A 20,595-nucleotide genomic window follows, 5' to 3' on the forward strand; every position below is an offset into this window, starting at 1 on the left:
ACGGCTCGTCAGCGTGCGAGCCCCAAGCCCTACGGAGCATCGGGGGATGCACATGAACAGCGTTCCGCAGCACCTGCTGAGCGAGGACCGCCAGGAGTACGAGCGGATCCTCGATGAGGCGCTGCGCTCCGCCCCGCACCGTCCTGAACTGGCCGCTGTCGGTCAGCGGCTCAACCCCGAACAACTGCGCACCATGGCGCTGGGCGCCACCGCTCTCATCACGGCCGCCGCGGCGACCGAGTACCAGCACTATGTGAAGGTCCGCGAGGAACTGCGCCGGCCCACACCACCCACCTCGTCGTCCCTGCGCGAGTCCGGCTCCGAGCCCGGTGCGGGCACGGGCGGACTCGCCTCCGTCATGGGGGAGGTCACCGAGACCGCCGGCGCGGGGGCCGTCGCGGTCGTCGCCGTCCTCGCCCCTGTCCTGGCCGGAACCGCCGCCGCGATCTTCCTGCTCGTCGGTTACCTCCTGAAGGTGCTCGATCCGGACCGGTCCTTCGCCGACACCATGCTCACGACCGGATGGGCGTTCGGCGCCCTGACCGCCGTCGCCATCCTGGTCGCCGCCGTCGGCCTGCTGCTCACCGCCCTGCGCAACAGGCCCACACCAAGCCCGAGTTCCTACGACGATCCGGGCGGGGAGCTGGACCAGGCCAGGCAGGCCTGGCGGGAGGCCCTGCTGGAGCGCGGCATCGTGCCGTTCCTGCGCGACGCGCTCGCCGCGTCGAGCCCGGTCGCCCTGCCCCGCACGAGTCCACCGACACCGGCCGGGCGCATGCCCCATCTCGGCTACGACCGCCCGGGTTTCACCAGCCCCGGCGAGGGCGCCTCCGCGAGCCCTCGCCCGAGCTACACCAGTCCCGACTTCAGCAGCCCCGACTTCGGGGGCCCCGAGCACCAGCCGGACTGACCCCGGCTTGCGCCGCCCGCCCAGGGGAGCGCAAGCCGCACACCGGGCCACCGGGAGCTTCGGCAGGCCGCCGACCCGAGGCGTACGGCAGGTCCGCGGACCCATGGCCGTACGACCCGGTCGGCCGCCTGTCGGTGTCAGTCCGCGAGCGGCAGGTACACCCGGTTGCCGGCCGCCGCGAACTCCTTCGACTTCTGGGCCATGCCCTCCTCGATCTCCGCCTTGCTGCCGCCGTGCTCACGGCGGATGTCCTGGGAGATCTTCATCGAGCAGAACTTCGGCCCGCACATGGAGCAGAAGTGAGCCGTCTTGGCAGGCTCGGCCGGGAGGGTCTCGTCGTGGAACTCCCGTGCCGTGTCCGGGTCGAGGGCCAGGTTGAACTGGTCCTCCCAGCGGAACTCGAACCGGGCGTCGGACAGCGCGTCGTCCCACTCCTGCGCCCCCGGGTGCCCCTTGGCGAGGTCGGCGGCGTGCGCGGCGATCTTGTAGGTGATGACGCCGGTCTTGACGTCGTCACGGTTGGGCAGGCCCAGGTGCTCCTTGGGCGTGACGTAGCACAGCATGGCCGTGCCCCACCAGGCGATCATCGCGGCACCGATGCCGGAAGTGATGTGGTCGTACGCGGGCGCGACGTCCGTGGTCAGCGGGCCGAGCGTATAGAACGGAGCTTCATCACAGATCTCCTGCTGAAGGTCGATGTTCTCCTTGATCTTGTGCATCGGGACGTGACCGGGGCCCTCGATCATCGTCTGCACATGGAAACGCTTGGCGATCCGGTTGAGTTCCCCGAGCGTCCTCAACTCCGCGAACTGCGCCTCGTCGTTGGCGTCCGCGATCGAACCCGGGCGCAGGCCGTCGCCGAGCGAGTACGTGATGTCGTACGCGGCGAGGATCTCGCAGAGCTCCTCGAAGTTCTCGTAGAGGAAGCTCTCCTTGTGGTGCGCCAGGCACCACGCGGCCATGATCGAGCCACCGCGCGAGACGATGCCCGTCTTGCGGTTGGCGGTCAGCGGCACGTACGGCAGCCGGACGCCCGCGTGGACGGTCATGTAGTCCACGCCCTGCTCGGCCTGCTCGATGACCGTGTCCTTGTAGATCTCCCAGGTCAGCTCCTCGGCCCGGCCGTCGACCTTCTCCAGGGCCTGGTAGAGCGGCACCGTGCCGATGGGCACGGGGGAGTTGCGCAGCACCCACTCGCGGGTGGTGTGGATGTTGCGGCCGGTGGACAGGTCCATGACCGTGTCGGCGCCCCAGCGGGTCGCCCAGGTCATCTTCTCGACCTCCTCCTCGATGGAGGACGTCACCGCGGAGTTGCCGATGTTGGCGTTGACCTTCACCAGGAACCGCTTGCCGATGATCATCGGCTCGATCTCCGGGTGGTTCACGTTCGCCGGCAGCACGGCCCGGCCTGCCGCGATCTCCTCGCGCACCACCTCGGGGGAAACGTTCTCCCTGATGGCCACGTATTCCATCTCGGGCGTGATCTCGCCCCGGCGCGCATAGGCCAGCTGCGTGACCGCCTGACCGCTGCGGCCGCGGCGCGGCAGCCGGGGGCGGCCCGGGAAGACCGCGTCGAGATTGCGCAGTCCACCACGCGGCGAGGTGTGCTTGAGGCCGTCGTCCTCGGGGCGGACGGGACGGCCCGCGTACTCCTCGGTGTCGCCACGGGCGATGATCCAGTTCTCCCGCAGCGGCGCCAGGCCCCTGCGGACGTCCGTCTCGACGGATGGATCGGTGTAAGGGCCTGATGTGTCGTACAACGTGACCGACTGGCCGTTGGTGAGGTGCACCTGACGGACCGGCACGCGCATATCGGGGCGCGAGCCCTCGACATACGCCTTGTGCCATCCGATGGACTTCCTGACGTCGTCGCTCTCGGAGACCGCGGAGGTCCCCTGCTGCGTGGAGGCAGGCGTGCGTACGTCCTTGCTGGTCATGAGACCTACTCCCTACGCCGGCATTACCCGGTAACAGGTTCGGCGGTCGACGCAGCGGTCACCGTCTCCCGGTGTTTCGTGTGGAACACCACGTGTTCCACGTGAAACATCGCGAAGACGGAGGTCAGCGCCCTCTCAGCCCGGTGCTCCGAGCTCCCGCGTGTACAAAGGTGCCTCCACGCTAGCGTCACTTCGGGCGCGGTGAACAGGGGGCCCCTGTCGTTCTTGCGATGATCGGTCAGTGACCACGACACAGCAGCCCCCGTTCCCGCCGCCCGAACCGCGCCGTGACGGACCCACCGCGAGGGCCTCCGGCGGTCGTCACATCGGCGGCTGCGGGGCCGGCCCCGCAGCCGTAAACGGACACGGTTCCGGGCACGGGCCCGGACCCTCTTTCCCGGGCGACGGGAGCGGCCGATACGGCACCGGAGGCGGCGCGGCGCCCGGCACCGCGGCAGGCTCCGAGGGCGGGCAGGCACACGGACCGGGTGACGGTGGCCATGGCCAGGGGCACGGGCACGGGCGTGGAGAGAGCGGGTGGACCGGGGCCGGTGGCGGTCCTGGGGCCGGTGGCGGCCCTGGCTCCGGAGACGGCCCTGGCTCTGGCGGCGGACACGAGGCCGGCGGCGGCTACGGCTTCGGCGGTGGAGACGGGGGCTACGGCTCCGGTGGTGGAGGCGGTGCCGAGGGCGGGCATGGTCTCGCTGGACGGCACGGACGTGGCAGCGGCCGCGACGTGAGCGGCGGTCACGGGTCAGGCAGCGGCCACGGAGGCGGAGGTGGTCACGGAGGCGGCGGCGGCCACGGAGGCGGTCACGGGTCAGGCAGCGGCCACGGAGGCGGAGGTGGTCACGGAGGCGGCGGCGGCCACGGAGGCGGTCACGGTGGCGGAGGCGGCCACGGAGGCGGCCACGGAGGCGGTCACTCGCACAGTCACAGTCATGGACCGGCCGCGCCCGTCTCCAAGCATCTGCGCAAGGTGATCGCGGCGATCCTCGTCCCGTTCGCGGCCGCGGTCGTGGTGGGCCTCGCGGTGTTGTGGCCCGGCGGTGCGCCGCCACACGAGCGCACCGGTGTCGGTTTCGACCGGCAGACGGAACAGGCGACGGTCACCAAGGTCGAGGAGCTGGACTGCAAGTCGGTCAATGCCTCCGGCGTCCCCCCGACAGGCGACACCTCCACCGCGGAGGGTTCCTCGGCGCAGCAGCAGGAGAACGGCACCTGCAAGCGGGCGACGATCCGGGTCGACTCCGGCGAGGACAGCGGGCGCACGTTCACCGAGATCGTGCAGCCGGACCAGTCACGGCAGTTGCACGAGGGCCAGGAGGTCGTGGTCGCCTACGAGCCCTCCGCGCCGAAGGACCTGCAGTACTCCGTCGTGGATGTGAACCGCCGGCTTCCGCTGGGTGTGCTCGCCGGCATCTTCGCGATCGCCGTCGTGCTCGTGGGCCGGATGCGCGGGGTGATGGCGCTGGTCGCTCTGGCCATGAGTTTCGTGGTGCTCAACTTCTTCATCCTGCCCGCGATCCTTCAGGGCTCGAACCCGCTGGTCGTGGCGGTGGTCGGGGCGAGCGCGATCATGCTGATCGCGTTGTATCTGTGTCACGGCCTGTCCGCCCGGACCTCGGTGGCCGTGCTCGGCACCCTGATCTCCCTGCTGCTGATCGGCGTGCTCGGCTCGTGGTTCATCGACTGGGCCGCCCTCACCGGCAACACGGACGACAACACCGGCCTGATCCACGGGCTGTACCCGTCGATCGACATGAGCGGTCTGCTGCTGGCGGGCATCATCATCGGCTCGCTCGGGGTCCTGGACGACGTGACCGTCACCCAGACGTCGGCGGTGTGGGAGTTGCACGAGGCCAACCCGACGATGGGCTGGCGCGGCCTGTACCGGGCGGGCATCCGGATCGGCCGCGATCACATCGCCTCGGTCGTCAACACGCTCGTCCTCGCCTACGCGGGCGCGGCTCTGCCGCTGCTGCTGCTGTTCTCGATCGCGCAGAGCAGCGTGGGGGCGGTCGTCAACAGCGAGCTGGTCGCGGAGGAGATCGTGCGCACGCTGGTCGGCTCGATCGGCCTGGTGGCGTCCGTTCCGGTCACGACCGCCCTGGCCGCGCTCATGGTCTCCGCCGACCGTCCGGCGCTCGCGCCCTCGGAGGCCAGCCCGTCGCCCGCCGTGGCGGTCCGGACCGGCAGGGGCAGGCGGCGCAAGCGCTGAGTGCCGCCGCACGCTCGGCGGCACCTTCAGCGGCAGCTGCCCGGAGCACGGCCGGGGGCCGGCCGACCGGGGGCGCGGTCACGAGCTGGCGCCCCCGTGCGCGGGTCACGGACCGGTGCCCAGTGCGCGGATCACGGACCGGTGCCCAGTGCGCAGGTCACAGCCTCCCGGCCCAGCGCCCTCTCACGGCCTGCCGACCCGGCGAACGGTCACCGGCCCGGACGGCATACGGTCACCGACCCGGACCCGACACACGGTCACCGGCCCGGACCGGGCGTACGGTCACCGGCCCCAGCCCATCCCCCGGCCACCGACCCGGCCCAATGGCCAGGCGCCCCGCCCCGCCCCACGCTCTCCGTGGTGAAGCGTTACGCCACCTCCCTGGACGTCACGCGTCACCCCGCGCTCTGTTCCTCCGCGAGGATCCGGTCCAGGGCCTCGTCGAGATGGGTGTCGAAATCGGCCAGCGAGGTCTCCTGACCGAGCGGCACCAGCTTGTCCGTGCGGTCGAGGAACGCCACCAGCGGCGCTGTGGAGGAGCGGAACAGCGCCTGGTCGCTGCCGACCTGAAGCCGGAGCAGCACCTCGCCCAGGGACTCCGGTTCGACCGGCGCGACCCTCACATCGCCCTCGCCGCTCGGCCGGCCCACGCCGTCGATGAGCAGCTCGCGCCCGAACGCCCAGGTGACCGGGGCATCCCCGGGAAGATGGAAGGTCAGCCGAACGGCGTAGGGATCACAGGTCTCGTAGCGCAGCTCGACCGGGATCCGGAAGGAGAGCTCCTCGGAGACGAGAAAGCTCATCATGACTTCTGCCTGCACCGACTCGCGCATCGCCTACCCCGTCTTCGCCGTCGACTGGCCGGGAATGAACCCTGATCGTGGTGGCATCTTGCTCAACGTGCACACCAGATCACAAGGAGTGAGTTTTCAGATACTGATAGAGATCGCCAGCGACCCCAGCAGACGCCCGACCTCGCACTGCAATTGCCTGGCCGCCGAGAGCAGACGGGCCTCATGCTGGACCGGCAGGGAGATGGCCATCGTCGCCGCGGTGCTACCCACAGTGATCGGAATGGCCGCGCAGACCGTGCCCAGGGCGTACTCCTGACGTTCGGTCACCGGACCCATCCGCTCCGTCCGGTCGAGGCGGCGCAGTATGGCACCGGTGTCCCGCACGGTGTACGGGGTGATGGGCTGGACGGGGTAGCGGTCCAGGTGGTCGCGGCGGGCCTCCTGGTCCAGCTGGGAGAGCAGACACTGGCCGATGGCGTGCGCGTGCCCGGTCTCGCGGAAGTCGGCCCACTCCTCCACAGCGGGGTTGCCGGGGGTGTCGGAGACGCAGACGACCTCGATCTCGCCGTCGCGGTACTGGGCGTAGTACACCGGCACACCGATCGAATCACGCCATTGCGCAAGAGCCTCGACCACCGTGCTGCGACGTTTCTGCTGCGCTCCGTTGCTGCTGAGGCGTTCGGCTGCCTCGCCCAGGAAGAACAGGCCCTTGTCCCGGTGCAGATAGCCCTCGTGCACCAGGGTCCGCAGCAGGTGGTAGGCGGTCGGCAGGGCCAGGCCGGTCTCCCTGGCCAGTTGTTTGGCGGGGGCGCCGTGCTGGTGTCCGGCGGCGCACTCCAGCAGGCGCATCGCTCGCTGGACGGAGCTGATGAGGGTGGTGGCCGGGTGCGGGGGCCGTGCTCCCGCCGGGGCCGGCTGCTCGGGGGGCCTGGTGAGGATCCGGGCGGCGTCGGGCGGTGCGTGGGGGGAAGCGGGGGTGCTGGTGTCAACCGTGGCCAAGGGGTCACTCCCGAAGCGCGAGGGTGCTGCCCGTGCGGGGGGACACGGGAGGGGTGTACGGGGGTGTACGCCGTTCGCGGGGGATTCCCCGCGTCGAGTTCCGGACTTTAACGGCCCGTCAGCGCCCGCGGACGACCTGCCCGCGAAACTTCCCTCGCCCGAGGGAACCGGTGGTTCCTATTGCCGTCCACCGGCTCCCCGCACCGTCACCAGTCGCCGCGTGAGGAGGAGCCTGCGGTGAACTTCCGTACGACGTAGATGAGTCCGCCGATCAGCGCCACGAAGATCAGCAGCTTGAACAGCAGGACCACGACGAACTTGGCGACCGCGGCTATCAGCCCGCCGAACAGCACCAGAGCGATGACCGGCACCGCGACCCACTTCACCCACCACGGCAGCCCCGCGAAGATCTCTCGCATCGCCCTCGTCCTTCTCTCGTGTCCCGTGGGGCTCCTGTCGCCCTTCGGGTTCTCCCGATGTCCTGCCTCGATGCTAGGGCGGTGGAGGGGTCGGACGGGGGCCTCGCACCCCTTGTCCTCCCCTGACCGATCCCCTAGGGAATCCAGGGGCCGGACCTCAGCTCTCGGGCGGAGAGAACACCACGAGAACCCGCAGATCCTCGCTGATGTGGTGGAACTTGTGCGGCACTCCGGCCGGGACGTAGACGACGCTGCCGCGGGCCACCTGGGTGGTCTCCGGGCCCACGGTGATCGAGGCGCGGCCGCTGACGACGAAGTACACCTCGTCCTGGTTGTGCGGCTGCTGCGGGTCCTGCTCGCCCGCGGCCAGCGCGTACAGACCGACCGACATGTTCCGCTCCCGCAGGAACTGCAGGTAGGCGCCTTCGTTGGCGGCGCGCTCCGCCTCCAGTTCGTCCAGCCGGAATGCCTTCATCGCCTTGTTGCCTCGCGCCCCTGCTCGTAGCGGATCTGGTCTGCCACGATCAGACACATGATGAATTTCCTAGTCAAGACGCTCGCCAACGCCGGCGCTCTGGCCGTCGCCGTGTGGCTGCTGGACAAGATCACCCTGACCGGTGACAGCACCGGCAAGAAGGTCGGCACGCTGTTGCTCGTGGCGCTGCTCTTCGGTCTGGTGAACTCCCTGGTCAAGCCGCTGGTGAAGCTGCTGAGCCTGCCGCTTCTGATCCTGACGCTCGGCCTGTTCACGCTGGTCGTGAATGCGCTGATGCTGCTGCTCACGTCGTGGCTGGCCGACCAGCTCGACCTGAGCTTCCATGTCGAGGGGTTCTGGACCGCCGTCCTGGGCGGCCTGATCATCTCGATCGTCTCCTGGGCGCTGAACGTCGTCCTGCCCGACCAGGACTGAGCAGATATGACGTACCGCGTCTGTTTCGTCTGCACGGGCAACATCTGCCGCTCGCCGATGGCCGAGTCCGTCTTCCGCGCGCGGGTGGCGGAGGCCGGGCTGGACGGCGAGGTGGTGGTGGACAGCGCCGGCACGGGCGGCTGGCACGAGGGCGACCCGGCCGACCCGCGCACGGTGGCCGTCCTGGAGGAGCACGGCTACGACGGCGACCATGTCGCCCGGCAGTTCCACGCCTCCTGGTTCTCCCGGCTCGACCTTGTGATCGCCCTCGACGCCGGCCACCTCACGGCCCTGCGCCGCCTGGCACCCACCGAGCAGGACGCGGCGAAAGTACGACTGCTGCGTTCCTACGATCCTGCCGCGCGCGACGATCTCGACGTACCGGATCCGTACTACGGCGGGATGGACGGCTTCGAGGAGTGTCTGGAGATGGTGGAGTCGGCGAGCACCGGGCTGCTCGACGCGGTCCGTGCGCGGCTGGAAGGGCGGGCGGCATGACCGGCCCCGGGCAGGGTGAGGGCACGCGCGCGGCGCGGGCGGGGCTTCCCGATCCGGTCAAGTACGAGCCGACCCTGCCAGGGCCGGTGTTCGCCGCGCACTTCCATCTGCCGGGCGAGCCGACGGGGCCGTACACCTACGGCCGTGACGAGAATCCGACCTGGACCCATCTGGAGCGGGCCGTCGGCGAGCTCGAGGCTCCGGGTCAGGACGGCGTCGAGACGCTGGTGTTCGCCTCCGGGATGGCCGCCGTCTCGGCGGTGCTCTTCTCCCAGCTGCGCGCGGGCGACGCAGTCGTGCTGCCCGGCGACGGCTACCAGGCGCTGCCGCTGGTGCGCGCCCAGCTGAAGGCGTACGGCATCGAGGTGCGCACCGCGCCTACCGGCGGGGACGCCCAGCTCGGTGTGCTGGACGGGGCGCGGCTGCTCTGGCTGGAGACACCGTCCAACCCGGGGCTCGACGTGTGCGACGTGCGCCGGCTCGTCGAGGCGGCACACGCGCGTGGCGCCGTGGTGGCCGTGGACAACACCCTCGCCACCCCGCTCGGCCAGCGCCCGCTGGAGCTGGGTGCCGACTTCGCGGTGGCCAGCGGCACCAAGCAGCTGACCGGGCACGGGGACGTCCTCCTCGGTTATGTGGCCGGTCGCACGGGTGAGGCGATGACGGCGGTACGGCGCTGGCGGAAGATCGTCGGAGCGATTCCGGGGCCGATGGAGGCGTGGCTCGCGCATCGCTCGCTGGCCACGCTTCAGCTGCGCGTCGACCGGCAGAGCGCCACCGCCCTCGCGGTCGCCGAGGCGCTGCGCGACTGGCCCGAGGATCTCGGCGTGCGCTACCCGGGCCTGCCGGGCGATCCCTCGCACGAGATCGCCGCACGGCAGATGCGCCGCTACGGGTGCGTGGTGTCGTTCACGCTGCCCACGCGGGCACGTGCCGAGCGTTTTCTGCAGGCGCTGCGGTTCGTGGACGAAGCGACGAGCTTCGGTGGCGTACGGTCCACCGCCGAGCGGCGCGGGCGCTGGGGAGGGGACGCGGTGCCGGAGGGGTTCGTCCGGCTGTCGGTCGGTGCGGAGGACGCCGAGGACCTGGTGGCGGACGTCCTGCGGGCGCTGGCGGAGTCGGCGGAGTGACCGGCTGTCAGGACACTCGAACGGAGCCCGCCGCGGCGATCGGACGGTCCGAGCCTCCCCCCTCGTGGCTCGGACCGCCCTCGGTTCTGCGCGCGAAGAACCGCGCGACCAAGGCTAGTTGACTGCGTGTCAGTGTCCAATCACGGTAGCGACAGAGGCCTATCGACAAATTTATAGTTGGCCCCTTCCCAAGATTTCGGGAGAGCGGAGAAGGAGAGGGCGTGCCATGGATCTGGCCTTGCTGCGCACGTTCGTGACCGTGCACCGGGCCGGTTCCTTCACCCGCGCCGCCGCCCTGCTGGGTCTGTCCCAGCCGGCCGTGACCTCCCAGATCCGCACGCTGGAGCGGCAACTGGGACGCCCGCTGTTCTTGCGCCAGGCCCGCGGAGTGACCCCCACGACGATCGGCGACGAACTCGCCCACAAGGCCGCGCCGCACCTCGACGCCCTGGTGAAGATCGCGGAGTCCGGCCTCGACGACGAGTCCTCGCTGAGGACCCTGCATCTCGCCGGGCCGCCCGAGTTCACCGCGGAGCGCGCGCTGCCCGCACTGGTGGAGCTGACCGGTGACGACGGCCAGGGCTTCGCGCTGCGCGTCTCCTTCGGCAACGCCGACGACATCCTGGAGGGCCTGGCCGCCGGGCATCACGATCTCGCCATCAGCACGGCCCAGCCACGCGGCGCTCTGCTCACCGCGACTGCGCTGTGTGACGAGGAGCATGTCCTGGTCGCCGCCCCGCGCTGGGCGGACTGGATCGGCCCGGGAGCCCTGAACGACAAGGACGCCGCCGCCTTGGAGAACCTCCCTGTCGTGGAGGTGCACGAGTCGCTGCCCTTCGTCTCCCGCTACTGGGCCTCCGTCTTCGACTGCCGCCCGGCCGCCTCCGGCACGGTCGTCGTCCCGGACCTTCGCGCGGTGCTCTCCTGCGCGATCGGGGGCGCCGGGCTCGCGGTGCTGCCCCGCTATCTGTGTGCGCCCGCCCTGGAGCAGGGGGACGTGGTCGCCCTGCACCACCCCGCCGTGCCGCCGCTGCGGACGTACTTCCTGGTCGTCCGCACCGGGACGCTCGCCATGCCGCACATCGCACGGGCGCACGAGTGGCTGCTGCGCGCGGCGGCCGACTGGTCCTGAGCCGGCCACCACCCCTGTCACGCCGCGAGCTCGGTCGGTGACGCTTCGCGATGTTTCACGTGGAACAACCGGGGCCACATTTCTCCCATGACCGTCCGACCCGTGGTCAAGCGCACCGCCCGCGCCGTCCTGCTGGATGGCGACGACCTGATCCTGATCAAGCGCACCAAGCCCGGCATGGATCCCTACTGGCTCACCCCCGGCGGCGGCGTCGAGCCCGAGGACCCCACCGTCGTCGACGCCCTGCACCGGGAGGTGCACGAGGAGCTCGGCGCGAAGATCACCGATGTGGTGCCCTGCTTCGTCGACACCGTCGAGCACATCGGCGAGGACGGCGGGGCGACCGGAGTGAAGGTCCAGCACTTCTTCGTCTGCCGACTGGAGTCCATGGACCCCACGCTGCGCCACGGCCCCGAGATCGACGAGCCCCTGGGCGAGTACGAGATCGTCCGGGTGCCCTTCACGCGCGTGGGCATCGCCTCCGTCCACCTCGTACCGCTGTCGCTGCGCCACTACCTGGACGGCAACATCGAGGGCGTCCGCGCGATGCACGCGCCGGATCTGGGCTGAGCCGCCGCCCGCCGCTTCCGGGCCGAGCCGCCTAGCGTGGGTCCCGGACCAGGGCGTAGGCGTCCCACAGGTCCCTGCCCGCGTACGCGTGGGTGGCGAGGCCCGCCAGGTGATCGTCCGCGTTGACGGCGACGGAGGTCGGCACCACGGCGAACAGATCCTTGTCCGACAGCGAGTCTCCGTACGCCACACACGCCGACCGGCTCACGCCGAACTCCGCGCACAGCCGGTCGGCGATCATCACCTTGGCCGCCGCGCTCAGCACCCCGGCCGGATCGACCGGCTCGGTGAAGGGCACGGCGGGAAAGCGAGAGCCGTAGGCGGCGTGGGCACCCCAGTCCGTGAGCCGCTCCACGAAGAACGACGGGGACAGCGAGACAACGGCGCAGTACTCGCCCCGGCTCCTTATCTCGGCCCACACCTCACGGATACGGGTCAGCCAGGGCGCGCACTCGAAGGCCGCAGCCACATGCTCTTCGGTCAGATTCGCCCACAGGGTGTGCACACGCAGCGCGTACTCCGGCGGCTCTATGAGCCCCGTGGAGATCGCGCGGTCCAGGGCGACCGTCTCGGCCTCCAGACCGAGTTGCCGGGAGATCTCCCGCGGCGCGCTCGTGCCATGGAGCAGAGTGCCGTCGAGATCGAAGAGGTGAAGGCGTGCCATGAGCCCTGAGGCTAACGGGGTCGGTGATCGAGGAGGCCCTGCGTCCGGTCCCTGAGCGAGGCTCCCCTCCCCGTTCGCCCTTGAGCGTCAGGCGTCGGTCGCCCGGTGTTCGCCGTTGTTTCACGTGAAACGGCGCATATCCGCCGACCGGCCGTGCAGTGCGCCACAGCGTGGCCAAAAGGGCCTACGTCTCGGCCCAAACAGGTGGACGCCGAGGGTCCCCGTCGGACAGCCTGACCTGCGTGCCGACACCTTCCCTCTCCGCTCTGCCCATCCGCCGTCTGACGCTCCGCGATCTCACCGCCTGCGCCGACCTGTCCGAGAACAGGGGGTGGCCGCGCGAGGAGCACAAGTGGGGCCTGCTCCTCACGGCCGGCAGGGGGTACGGCATCGACGACCCCGACGGCGGGCTCGTGAGCGCCTGCGTCGTCACCGAGTACGGCCCACAGGACCGCCCCGATCTGGCGGCCATCGGCATGGTCCTGGTCTCGGAGCGGTACGCCCGGCAGGGCGTCGGACGCCGTCTGATGCGGCATGTCGTCGCGACCATGGGCACCACCCCCCTGACCTTGCACGCGACTCCCCACGGTCGCCCGCTGTACGAGGAGCTCGGGTTCAAGGCCGTCGGGCGGGCCGAGATGCTGCGCGGCCGCTTCAGCCCCGAGAGCGCGGGGCCCGGGGTCTCGACCAGGGCGGCCACCGCCGAGGACCTCACCTCGGTCCTGCGGCTCGACGAGCCGGTCTTCGGCACCGACCGCACGCACATGATCACTCGGCTGCCGGCCTTCGCCGATCTGCTCCACGTCGCCGAGGAGGACGGCCGGATCATCGGCTACGCCGCCGCCTGGCCCAACATGGACACCCATGTCGTAGGCCCACTGATCGCCCGTGACACCGACACGGCCAAGGCCCTCATCACCTCGCTCGCCGCACGCACCGACCGGCCGCTGCGCACCGACATCGACGTACGGCACAGCGAGCTGATCGGCTGGGCCAAGGAGCGGGGCCTGCAGTCCGTCGCCTTCAACGCCGTCATGACGTACGGCATCGGGGAGCTGCCGGGTGACTGGAGCCGCCGGTTCGCTCCGCTGACGGTGGCGGCGGGCTGACGTCGAAGACGTCGTGAGCGCCGGTCCCTGCGTGGGGACCGGCGCTCACGTGTCTTCTGGCGGAGAAGCCGGGGACGGCGACTCTTCCGGGCGGGGTCAGCCGTGTACGGCGACCCGCTCCGTGTCTGCCGTGGACCGGGCGACCACGGTGCTCGGGCTGCCGCTCCGGCGCTCCAGGGCGGCAGAGAGGACGGCGAGAACCAGCGCTGAGGCGGCGAGCACGGCACCGACCCAGTTCGGGGCGGTGTAGCCGAGACCGGCCGCGATGACGAGGCCGCCGAGCCAGGCGGACAGGGCGTTGCCCAGGTTGAAGGCACCGATGTTGACGGCCGAGGCCAGCGTGGGCGCGCCGTGCGCTTGGTCCAGGACGCGCTTCTGGAGGGGCGGCACGGTGGCGAAACCCAGGGCGCCGATCAGGGTGATCGTCACGGCCGACAGGATCTTGTCGTGCGCGGTGAGCGTGAACAGGGTGAGGACGACGGCGAGCGCGCCCAGGGACACGTACAGCATGGGCATCAGGGCCCGGTCGGCGAACTTGCCGCCGACGAGGTTGCCGCCGACCATGCCGAGCCCGAAGAGGACCAGCAGCCAGGTCACGGAGCCCTCGGCGAAGCCGGTGACATGGGTCATCATCGGCGCGATGTAGGTGATGGCCGCGAAGACGCCGCCGAAACCGAGGACGGTCATCGCCATGGCGAGCAGGACCTGGACGTTCTTGAACGCGGCCAGCTCATGGCGCAGCCGGACGCCTTCCGGCTTGGGCAGGTCGGGGACCAGCCGGGCGATGCCGGCGAGGCCGACCACACCGAGGGCGGCGACGAGACCGAAGGTGACGCGCCAGCCGAGGGACTGTCCGACGAGGGTGCCGAGCGGGACGCCGACGACGTTGGCGACGGTCAGACCGGTGAACATCATCGCGATGGCACCGGCCTTCTTGTCCGGCGCGACCAGTTCGGCGGCGACGACCGCGCCGATACCGAAGAAGGCTCCATGGGCGAGTGAGGCGACCACGCGTCCGGCCAGCATCAAGGAGAAGGCCGGGGACAGGGCGGAGAGCAGGTTGCCTGCGATGAACAGGCCCATCAGCAGCATCAGCATCCGCTTGCGCGGGATCTTGGTGCCGAGGACCGTCATCAGCGGGGCGCCGAACATCACGCCCAGTGCGTAACCGGTCACGAGGAAGCCGGCGGTGGGGATGGAGACCCCGAAGTCGCTCGCGACCTCGGGCAGCAGACCCATGATCACGAACTCGGTCGTGCCGATTCCGAAGGCCCCGATGGCCAGGGCCAGAAGCGCGAGAGGCATGGGGGTAGACCTTCCCAGACGTTTGCAGGTGCGCTTTACGTGTCCTCACAATAGTTGCAGACGCGCGTTAGATGCAAGAGCGGGCTATTGCATCGGTGCTCTACCCTGGTAGCAGCCGCTTCGGAGGAGGAACGCCCATGACAGCGACGGACCCCGCGCTCACCGCCCTGTCCCAGGGCTGGTGCGCCCTCTCCCTGCTCCACGGGAGGATCGAGGCGCACATCGAGCGCGCCCTGCAGACGGGGCACGACCTGAGCGTGCGCGAGTACTCCCTGCTGGACGTCCTCAGCCGGCAGCACGACGGAGAGGGCGGCCATCTGCAGATGAAGCAGGTCGCCGACGCGGTCGTCCTCAGCCAGAGCGCCACCACGCGCCTGGTCACCCGGCTGGAGGACCGCGGGCTGCTGGAGCGCTATCTGTGCCCCACCGACCGACGCGGCATCTACACCAACGTCACCCCGGCCGGCCTGAAGCTCCTGGAGGAGGCCCGGCCGACCAACGACACCGCTCTGCGGGAAGCGCTCGACGAGGCCGCCAGAAACCCTGAACTGGCCCCGTTGGTGCGGGTCGTGGAGTCTCTGAAGGTGCCCGCCTAGGCTGCGGGCATGGAAGATCTTGAGATACGCCGGGCCACGGCGGAGGACATCCCCGCGATCGTCGCCATGCTCGCGGACGACCCGCTGGGGGCCCAGCGTGAGTCGCCCGACGATCTGACGCCCTATCTGACGGCGTACGAGCGGCTCGCCGCCGATCCGAATCAGCATGTGGTCGTGGCCGTGCGCGACGGCGCCGTCGTCGGCACGCTTCAGCTGACCGTCATCCCCGGCCTCTCCCGCCGCGGCGCCACCCGGTCGGTCATCGAGGGCGTCCGGGTCCACGCCGACGAGCGCGGCAGCGGACTAGGTACCCAGCTCATCGAGTGGGCGATCGAGGAGTCGCGGCGCCAGCGCTGCCAGTTGGTGCAACTGACGTCTGATGTGACCCGTACCGACGCCCATCGCTTCTATGAGCGGCTGGGCTTCGTCGCCTCCCACGTGGGCTTCAAGCTCCCCCTGTGAGAGCCGGGGCGCCCAGGGGCTCCGAACCCTTCATGTTGTTTCACGTGAAACGAGAGCCCTTCGTCGTTCCACGTGAAACACAGCCCCTGGAGCGCCACGAGCGCGTCAGCCGATCCCCCGCCAGCCGCCCGGGTCCACCCCGCCGGGCACATCGGCTGTCTCGTCGTACGGCTTACGAGTGAACACGAACGAGCCGAGGTCGAGATGGCTCACGGAACCGTCCGGCCGTCGCACGGCTCGCAGCACCTCGCCGGCGAAGTAGCCCTCCAGGCCCGTCCAGGTACCGTCGCCGTTCGCCCGGAACCGCGAGCGGCGGCCCGTTCCCGATAGCGGACCGAGCCAGAGCAGTCCGTCGGCCGTCAGGCGCAGCCCGAAGGCGCTGGTTCCCCAGTACCACGGACCGGCCAGGTCCAGCGTCGCCGAGTCGGCCTCGCGCAGGGGCCGCCAGGGCTCGGGGATGCGCGGCTCGGCCTCGGCCACGAGCCGGACCAGGTCGGCACCCAGCGCCGCGATCTGCGGACCCGAGGTGCAGTTGGCGAGGACCACTGCAGCCACGTCGTCGGCCACGCTGATGGTGAGGTTGGCCAGGAAGCCCGGAAGTGATCCCGAGTGGCCGACGAGCAGCCGGCCGTGCCGGTGCTGGATCTGCAGACCGAGCCCGTAGGCGGTGCCGTCCACCACTTCCGTGGCCTCGGCCGGCGCCGCGGGGGTCCGCATCTCCCGGAGGCTCTGCGCGCTCAGCACCCGCTCGTCGCCCCGGGCGAGGAAGACCGCGAAACGGGCCAGGTCACCGCTGGTGGACCAGAGCTGCCCTGCGGGTGCCATCCGGCCGAGGTCCTCCAGGGGTTCCGGCATCATCACATCGGCCCACGGATGAACCGCCCAGCCGCCCGCGTGAGGAGCCTGCGGCTGTCCTCCGGTGCGCTCCAGACCGAGGGGTTCGAGCACTTCACGGCGCAGCACGTCCTCCCAGGGCGCCCCTCGCAACTTCTCGACGAGCGCGCCGAGCAACGTATAGCCGGGGTTGGAGTAGTGGAACCGCGCGCCCGCCGGGTGCGCAAAGGGCCGCTCGCCCAGCACGTCGGAGAGCTCTGGGCGCAGTGAGCCCGGTGTGCGCTCCCACCACGGCGCCGGGGACTCCGCGGCCAGTCCGCCGGTGTGGGCGAGCAGTTCCCGGATCGTCGCCTCTCCGGCACCTGTGCTAGGCAGATGCTTCTCCAGGGGGTCGCCCAGGTCGAGCACCCCTTCGTCCCTCAGGCGCATGACGAGCACTGCGGTGAAGGTCTTGGTGATCGAGCCGATCCTGTACTGCACGTTCTCGTCGGGGCCATGGCCTTCGACCGACGTCCTCGAGCCGTGCCACACGGCCCGCCCGCCGCGTACCACGGCCGCCACGAGCGACGGGGCCCGCCCCTCGGCCTGACCGACGGCGACGCGGTGCAGCAGCGCCCGGCGCGTGGCGGGCAGAAGGTCTTCCTGAGCTGGTGTCATGGGCCCAGTCCACCCGCCGGGACGGCTCCCCGTCGAGCCGGTTTCGGCCCGAGGCGTGACAGCGTCCTCGGCGGACTCCCACCCGCTCACTGTCCGCCGGCGGCTTCCGGCTGCCGAGCGCCGCGCCCCTTGGCCTCGGCGTGGATCAGGTCTGAGCCATGTCCACGAAGCGGGAGTAGTGGCCCTGGAAGGCGACCGTGATGGTCGCGGTGGGGCCGTTACGGTGCTTGCCGACGATGATGTCGGCCTCGCCCGCGCGCGGCGACTCCTTCTCGTACGCGTCCTCGCGGTGCAACAGGATCACCATGTCGGCGTCCTGCTCGATGGAGCCGGACTCACGCAGGTCGGACACCATCGGCTTCTTGTCCGTGCGCTGCTCGGGACCACGGTTGAGCTGCGAGAGCGCGATCACCGGGACCTCCAGCTCCTTGGCGAGGAGCTTGAGGTTACGGGACATGTCCGAGACCTCCTGCTGACGGCTCTCGGCACGCTTGGAGCCGCCGGACTGCATCAGCTGGAGGTAGTCGATGATCACGAGCTTGATGTCGTTGCGCTGCTTCAGCCGACGGCACTTCGCGCGGATCTCCATCATCGACAGGTTCGGGGAGTCGTCGATGTAGAGGGGCGCCGAGGACACCTCGGGCATCCGGCGGGCCAGCCGGGTCCAGTCCTCGTCCGTCATCGTGCCGGACCGCATGTGGTGCAGGGCGACGCGGGCCTCGGCGGACAGCAGACGCATCGCGATCTCGTTGCGGCCCATTTCGAGGGAGAAGATGACGCTCGGCAGGTTGTGCTTGATGGACGCGGCGCGGGCGAAGTCCAGCGCGAGTGTGGACTTACCCATGGCGGGACGCGCGGCGATGACGATCATCTGGCCGGGGTGCAGGCCGTTGGTGAGCGAGTCGAGGTCGGTGAAGCCGGTGGGGACACCGGTCATCTCGCCGCTGCGCGAGCCGATCGCCTCGATCTCGTCGAGGGCACCCTCCATGATGTCGCCGAGCGGGAGGTAGTCCTCGCTGGTGCGCTGCTCGGTGACGGCGTAGATCTCCGCCTGGGCGCGGTTGACGATCTCGTCGACGTCGTCTTCGCCCGCGTATCCCATCTGGGTGATACGGGTGCCCGCCTCGACCAGGCGGCGCAGCACGGCCCGCTCGTGGACGATCTCGGCGTAGTACTCGGCGTTCGCGGCCGTCGGGACGGTCTGGACGAGGGTGTGGAGATACGAGGCGCCGCCGACCTTGTTGATCTCGCCGCGCTTGGTGAGCTCGGCGGCGATCGTGATGGGGTCGGCCGGCTCGCCCTTGGCGTAGACGTCGAGGATCGCCTGGAAGATCGTCTCGTGGGCGGGCTTGTAGAAGTCGTGGCCCTTGAGGATCTCCACGACGTCGGCGATCGCGTCCTTGGAGAGCAGCATGCCGCCCAGGACGGACTGCTCGGCGTTCAGATCCTGCGGCGGCACGCGTTCGAAGGCCTGGCCCCCGCCCTCCCACTCACCGCGGTCGTGCTGCTCCTCGCGGCCTCGGCCGCCGTCGCTGCGCCTGCGGGAGGCCGGCAGACGATCCCCCGGCCCACTGTCGGCCCACGGGTCGTCCAAGGGCTCGGAAATGCTCAACCGAGCCACCTCCTCCCGTCCGCCGAGCGGACCTCGCCGTGCCCCTCTTTTCTACGGCACGGCACTGACAAAACGAGAAGCCCAACTCCGTTTCTGGCACGTCGGTTTTGTGTCGTTTGCACGACCGACGGACGGAGCGGGCGCCGGACCACGGTAGGCCCCCGGGCACCGTCAGCCAATCTGGTTATCCACAGGCCATGTGGACGACGGCCCAGATGCTGTGGAGAACTCCGCGAAACCTGTGCACGACCCGGTGGACAGCCCTGTGAACAAGCCCCCAGAGTCTGCGCGGGCACGGCGCTGACCTGCGGTTTTCCCATCCACCGGCTGTGCAGAAGAAAAACTTCCCCAGTCGGGCCAAGATCAGCTCTGAACCTGTGGGGAAGCACACTCACAGTGACGACGAGTAAGGGGTGCTAATGCTTTGCATCTCTTACCTGTGGACGACTACATTGGCAGTCATGACGCAGGCTCCCGCGCCCCCCGAGGCCACCCGACGACAGCACGACCGCGAGATCCTCGCGCTGGCCGTCCCGGCCTTCGGCGCACTCGTCGCCGAGCCCCTCTTCCTCATGGCCGACAGCGCCATCGTGGGCCACCTCGGCACCGCACAGCTCGCCGGGCTCGGCGTCGCCTCGGCCCTCCTGGCGACAGCCGTCAGCGTCTTCGTCTTCCTCGCCTACGCCACCACGGCCGCGGTCGCCCGCCGGGTCGGCGCCGGCGACCTCCAGGCCGCCATCCGCCAGGGCATGGACGGCATCTGGCTGGCCCTGCTGCTCGGCGCCGGCGTCATAGCCGTCGTCCTGCCGACCGCGGCATTCCTGATCGACCTCTTCGGTGCCTCCCAGACAGCCGCTCCGCACGCGACGACCTATCTGCGGATCTCCGCCCTCGGCATCCCGGCCATGCTCGTCGTGCTCGCCGCCACCGGAGTGCTCCGCGGCCTGCAGGACACCAGGACACCGCTCTATGTCGCCGTCGCGGGCTTCGTCGCCAACGCCGCCCTGAACGCGGGCCTCGTCTACGGCGCCGACCTGGGCATCGCCGGCTCCGCCTGGGGCACGGTCATCGCCCAGTGGGGCATGGCCGCCGCCTATCTCGTGGTCGTGGTCCGCGGAGCCCGCAGGCACGGAGCGTCACTGCGTCCCGACACCGCCGGGATCAAGGCCTCCGCGCACGCGGGTGTACCGCTGCTCGTACGCACGCTGTCGCTGCGGGCGATCCTGATGATCGCCACCGCGGTCGCGGCCCGCCTGGGAGACGCCGAGGTCGCCGCACACCAGATCATCCTGTCGCTGTGGAGCCTGCTCGCCTTCGCCCTCGACGCCATCGCGATCGCCGGACAGGCCATCATCGGCCGCTACCTCGGCGCCGGAGACAGCCAGGGCGCCCGTGACGCCTGCCGTCGCATGGTGCAGTGGGGCATCGGGGTCGGCGTGCTGCTCGGCGCTCTGGTCGTCGCGGCCCGGCCGGTGTTCCTGCCACTGTTCACCAGCGACACCACCGTGACGGACGCCGCGCTGCCCGCGCTCATCGTCGTGGCGCTGTCCCAACCGGTCTGCGGTGTGGTCTTCACCCTCGACGGGGTGCTCATGGGCGCCGGGGACGGCCCGTATCTCGCCTGGGCGATGCTGGTGACCCTGGCAGTGTTCACCCCGGTCGCGCTGCTCGTGCCCGCCCTGGGCGGAGGCCTCACGGCCCTCTGGGCAGCCATGACCCTGATGATGACCGTGCGGATGGCGACCCTGTGGCTGCGCACCCGCTCAGGCCGCTGGCTCGTCACGGGTGCGACACGCTGACCCCTCCCGGCCAGGGCTGTCGCTGCCGACCGCTCCT

Annotated in this window: 21 protein-coding genes and 1 riboswitch; of the genes, 12 read left to right on the forward strand and 9 right to left on the reverse strand. The window is 70.4% G+C overall.

All coding sequences use genetic code 11. The annotated features are described in order from the left end of the window. Positions 1 to 46: 46 nt before the first annotated feature. On the forward strand, positions 47 to 910 hold the full coding sequence (locus ACIGXJ_RS10490; protein WP_399642951.1) for a hypothetical protein: 864 nt from the start codon (positions 47 to 49) through the stop codon (positions 908 to 910). 137 nt (positions 911 to 1,047) lie between these two features. Here the strand turns inward: ACIGXJ_RS10490 and thiC are convergent, their stop codons facing one another. Next, positions 1,048 to 2,847 carry a phosphomethylpyrimidine synthase ThiC gene (thiC, locus tag ACIGXJ_RS10495; protein WP_399642952.1) on the reverse strand — a complete coding sequence of 600 codons (1,800 nt, stop codon included), beginning with the start codon at positions 2,845 to 2,847 and terminating at the stop codon, positions 1,048 to 1,050. Next, positions 2,840 to 3,017: riboswitch (TPP riboswitch) on the reverse strand. It overlaps the preceding gene by 8 nt. 330 nt (positions 3,018 to 3,347) lie before the next feature. Between thiC and ACIGXJ_RS10500 the strand changes: the two genes are divergently transcribed. Together ACIGXJ_RS10500 and ACIGXJ_RS10505 are read left to right on the forward strand one after the other, a co-directional pair. Beyond that, positions 3,348 to 3,587 carry a hypothetical protein gene (locus ACIGXJ_RS10500; RefSeq protein WP_399642953.1) on the forward strand — a complete coding sequence of 80 codons (240 nt, stop codon included), beginning with the start codon at positions 3,348 to 3,350 and terminating at the stop codon, positions 3,585 to 3,587. Next, complete coding sequence (locus ACIGXJ_RS10505; RefSeq protein WP_399642954.1) at positions 3,584 to 5,068, forward strand: YibE/F family protein; 1,485 nt, start codon at positions 3,584 to 3,586, stop codon at positions 5,066 to 5,068. The genes ACIGXJ_RS10500 and ACIGXJ_RS10505 overlap by 4 nt, the downstream gene beginning before the upstream one ends. Positions 5,069 to 5,463: 395 nt before the next feature. Here ACIGXJ_RS10505 and ACIGXJ_RS10510 read toward each other — a convergent pair whose 3' ends face one another. From ACIGXJ_RS10510 to ACIGXJ_RS10525, 4 genes are all read right to left on the reverse strand, one after another. Continuing rightward, positions 5,464 to 5,901, reverse strand: coding sequence for an SsgA family sporulation/cell division regulator (locus tag ACIGXJ_RS10510; protein ID WP_399642955.1), 438 nt, complete (start codon positions 5,899 to 5,901; stop codon positions 5,464 to 5,466). 96 nt (positions 5,902 to 5,997) lie between these two features. Then, positions 5,998 to 6,861, reverse strand: coding sequence for an IclR family transcriptional regulator (locus ACIGXJ_RS10515; protein WP_399642956.1), 864 nt, complete (start codon positions 6,859 to 6,861; stop codon positions 5,998 to 6,000). Between the two features lie 206 nt (positions 6,862 to 7,067). Further along, the gene (locus ACIGXJ_RS10520) at positions 7,068 to 7,280 is read right to left on the reverse strand and encodes a DUF5326 family protein (RefSeq protein WP_399642957.1); all 213 of its coding nucleotides are present in this window, start codon (positions 7,278 to 7,280) and stop codon (positions 7,068 to 7,070) included. Between the two features lie 157 nt (positions 7,281 to 7,437). After that, positions 7,438 to 7,755: a cupin domain-containing protein gene (locus tag ACIGXJ_RS10525; protein WP_399642958.1), complete on the reverse strand. Its 318-nt coding sequence runs from the start codon at positions 7,753 to 7,755 to the stop codon at positions 7,438 to 7,440. Positions 7,756 to 7,812: 57 nt separating this feature from the next. Here ACIGXJ_RS10525 and ACIGXJ_RS10530 point away from each other — a divergent pair, with 57 nt between their 5' ends. From ACIGXJ_RS10530 to ACIGXJ_RS10550, 5 genes are all read left to right on the forward strand, one after another. Continuing rightward, positions 7,813 to 8,190 (forward strand): phage holin family protein, encoded by a 378-nt coding sequence (locus ACIGXJ_RS10530; RefSeq protein WP_399642959.1) that lies wholly within the window; start codon positions 7,813 to 7,815, stop codon positions 8,188 to 8,190. A 6-nt stretch (positions 8,191 to 8,196) separates the two neighbouring features. Further along, complete coding sequence (locus ACIGXJ_RS10535) at positions 8,197 to 8,688, forward strand: low molecular weight protein-tyrosine-phosphatase (RefSeq protein ID WP_399642960.1); 492 nt, start codon at positions 8,197 to 8,199, stop codon at positions 8,686 to 8,688. Next, the gene (locus ACIGXJ_RS10540; RefSeq protein WP_399642961.1) at positions 8,685 to 9,818 is read left to right on the forward strand and encodes a cystathionine gamma-lyase; all 1,134 of its coding nucleotides are present in this window, start codon (positions 8,685 to 8,687) and stop codon (positions 9,816 to 9,818) included. The genes ACIGXJ_RS10535 and ACIGXJ_RS10540 overlap by 4 nt, the downstream gene beginning before the upstream one ends. A gap of 226 nt (positions 9,819 to 10,044) precedes the next feature. Next, positions 10,045 to 10,950 (forward strand): LysR family transcriptional regulator, encoded by a 906-nt coding sequence (locus ACIGXJ_RS10545; RefSeq protein ID WP_399642962.1) that lies wholly within the window; start codon positions 10,045 to 10,047, stop codon positions 10,948 to 10,950. 87 nt (positions 10,951 to 11,037) lie between these two features. Next, positions 11,038 to 11,520, forward strand: a complete 483-nt coding sequence (locus tag ACIGXJ_RS10550) for an NUDIX domain-containing protein (protein ID WP_399642963.1) — start codon at positions 11,038 to 11,040, stop codon at positions 11,518 to 11,520. A gap of 31 nt (positions 11,521 to 11,551) precedes the next feature. Here the strand turns inward: ACIGXJ_RS10550 and ACIGXJ_RS10555 are convergent, their stop codons facing one another. Further along, positions 11,552 to 12,184 carry an HAD family hydrolase gene (locus ACIGXJ_RS10555; protein ID WP_399642964.1) on the reverse strand — a complete coding sequence of 211 codons (633 nt, stop codon included), beginning with the start codon at positions 12,182 to 12,184 and terminating at the stop codon, positions 11,552 to 11,554. Positions 12,185 to 12,426: 242 nt separating this feature from the next. Between ACIGXJ_RS10555 and ACIGXJ_RS10560 the strand changes: the two genes are divergently transcribed. Beyond that, a complete protein-coding gene (locus ACIGXJ_RS10560; protein ID WP_399642965.1) occupies positions 12,427 to 13,293 on the forward strand; it encodes a GNAT family N-acetyltransferase in 867 nt (288 codons plus the stop codon). A 96-nt stretch (positions 13,294 to 13,389) separates the two neighbouring features. Here ACIGXJ_RS10560 and ACIGXJ_RS10565 read toward each other — a convergent pair whose 3' ends face one another. Next, on the reverse strand, positions 13,390 to 14,598 hold the full coding sequence (locus ACIGXJ_RS10565; RefSeq protein ID WP_399642966.1) for an MFS transporter: 1,209 nt from the start codon (positions 14,596 to 14,598) through the stop codon (positions 13,390 to 13,392). A gap of 137 nt (positions 14,599 to 14,735) precedes the next feature. Here ACIGXJ_RS10565 and ACIGXJ_RS10570 point away from each other — a divergent pair, with 137 nt between their 5' ends. Together ACIGXJ_RS10570 and ACIGXJ_RS10575 are read left to right on the forward strand one after the other, a co-directional pair. Then, positions 14,736 to 15,194 (forward strand): MarR family winged helix-turn-helix transcriptional regulator, encoded by a 459-nt coding sequence (locus ACIGXJ_RS10570; protein ID WP_399642967.1) that lies wholly within the window; start codon positions 14,736 to 14,738, stop codon positions 15,192 to 15,194. A 9-nt stretch (positions 15,195 to 15,203) separates the two neighbouring features. After that, entirely contained in the window at positions 15,204 to 15,656 is a 453-nt protein-coding gene (locus ACIGXJ_RS10575) for a GNAT family N-acetyltransferase (RefSeq protein WP_399642968.1), read from the forward strand. Between the two features lie 105 nt (positions 15,657 to 15,761). Here the strand turns inward: ACIGXJ_RS10575 and ACIGXJ_RS10580 are convergent, their stop codons facing one another. Next, positions 15,762 to 17,147, reverse strand: a complete 1,386-nt coding sequence (locus ACIGXJ_RS10580) for a serine hydrolase domain-containing protein (RefSeq protein ID WP_399642969.1) — start codon at positions 17,145 to 17,147, stop codon at positions 15,762 to 15,764. A 145-nt stretch (positions 17,148 to 17,292) separates the two neighbouring features. After that, positions 17,293 to 18,759 carry a replicative DNA helicase gene (gene dnaB, locus ACIGXJ_RS10585; protein WP_399642970.1) on the reverse strand — a complete coding sequence of 489 codons (1,467 nt, stop codon included), beginning with the start codon at positions 18,757 to 18,759 and terminating at the stop codon, positions 17,293 to 17,295. Positions 18,760 to 19,220: 461 nt separating this feature from the next. Here dnaB and ACIGXJ_RS10590 point away from each other — a divergent pair, with 461 nt between their 5' ends. Then, a complete protein-coding gene (locus ACIGXJ_RS10590; protein ID WP_399642971.1) occupies positions 19,221 to 20,558 on the forward strand; it encodes an MATE family efflux transporter in 1,338 nt (445 codons plus the stop codon). Positions 20,559 to 20,595: the final 37 nt, after the last annotated feature.

Source organism: Streptomyces sp. NPDC053367 (assembly GCF_044545925.1).
Lineage (GTDB): Bacteria > Actinomycetota > Actinomycetes > Streptomycetales > Streptomycetaceae > Streptomyces.

Coding starts and splice junctions, on each gene's coding strand:
- ACIGXJ_RS10490 (WP_399642951.1), top strand. CDS start 47: ATGCACATGAACAGCGTTCCGCAGCACCTGCTGAGCGAGGACCGCCAG.
- thiC (WP_399642952.1), bottom strand. CDS start 2,847: ATGACCAGCAAGGACGTACGCACGCCTGCCTCCACGCAGCAGGGGACC.
- ACIGXJ_RS10500 (WP_399642953.1), top strand. CDS start 3,348: ATGGCCAGGGGCACGGGCACGGGCGTGGAGAGAGCGGGTGGACCGGGG.
- ACIGXJ_RS10510 (WP_399642955.1), bottom strand. CDS start 5,901: ATGCGCGAGTCGGTGCAGGCAGAAGTCATGATGAGCTTTCTCGTCTCC.
- ACIGXJ_RS10520 (WP_399642957.1), bottom strand. CDS start 7,280: ATGCGAGAGATCTTCGCGGGGCTGCCGTGGTGGGTGAAGTGGGTCGCG.
- ACIGXJ_RS10525 (WP_399642958.1), bottom strand. CDS start 7,755: ATGAAGGCATTCCGGCTGGACGAACTGGAGGCGGAGCGCGCCGCCAAC.
- ACIGXJ_RS10530 (WP_399642959.1), top strand. CDS start 7,813: ATGATGAATTTCCTAGTCAAGACGCTCGCCAACGCCGGCGCTCTGGCC.
- ACIGXJ_RS10535 (WP_399642960.1), top strand. CDS start 8,197: ATGACGTACCGCGTCTGTTTCGTCTGCACGGGCAACATCTGCCGCTCG.
- ACIGXJ_RS10540 (WP_399642961.1), top strand. CDS start 8,685: ATGACCGGCCCCGGGCAGGGTGAGGGCACGCGCGCGGCGCGGGCGGGG.
- ACIGXJ_RS10545 (WP_399642962.1), top strand. CDS start 10,045: ATGGATCTGGCCTTGCTGCGCACGTTCGTGACCGTGCACCGGGCCGGT.
- ACIGXJ_RS10550 (WP_399642963.1), top strand. CDS start 11,038: ATGACCGTCCGACCCGTGGTCAAGCGCACCGCCCGCGCCGTCCTGCTG.
- ACIGXJ_RS10555 (WP_399642964.1), bottom strand. CDS start 12,184: ATGGCACGCCTTCACCTCTTCGATCTCGACGGCACTCTGCTCCATGGC.
- ACIGXJ_RS10565 (WP_399642966.1), bottom strand. CDS start 14,598: ATGCCTCTCGCGCTTCTGGCCCTGGCCATCGGGGCCTTCGGAATCGGC.
- ACIGXJ_RS10570 (WP_399642967.1), top strand. CDS start 14,736: ATGACAGCGACGGACCCCGCGCTCACCGCCCTGTCCCAGGGCTGGTGC.
- ACIGXJ_RS10575 (WP_399642968.1), top strand. CDS start 15,204: ATGGAAGATCTTGAGATACGCCGGGCCACGGCGGAGGACATCCCCGCG.
- ACIGXJ_RS10580 (WP_399642969.1), bottom strand. CDS start 17,147: ATGACACCAGCTCAGGAAGACCTTCTGCCCGCCACGCGCCGGGCGCTG.
- ACIGXJ_RS10590 (WP_399642971.1), top strand. CDS start 19,221: ATGACGCAGGCTCCCGCGCCCCCCGAGGCCACCCGACGACAGCACGAC.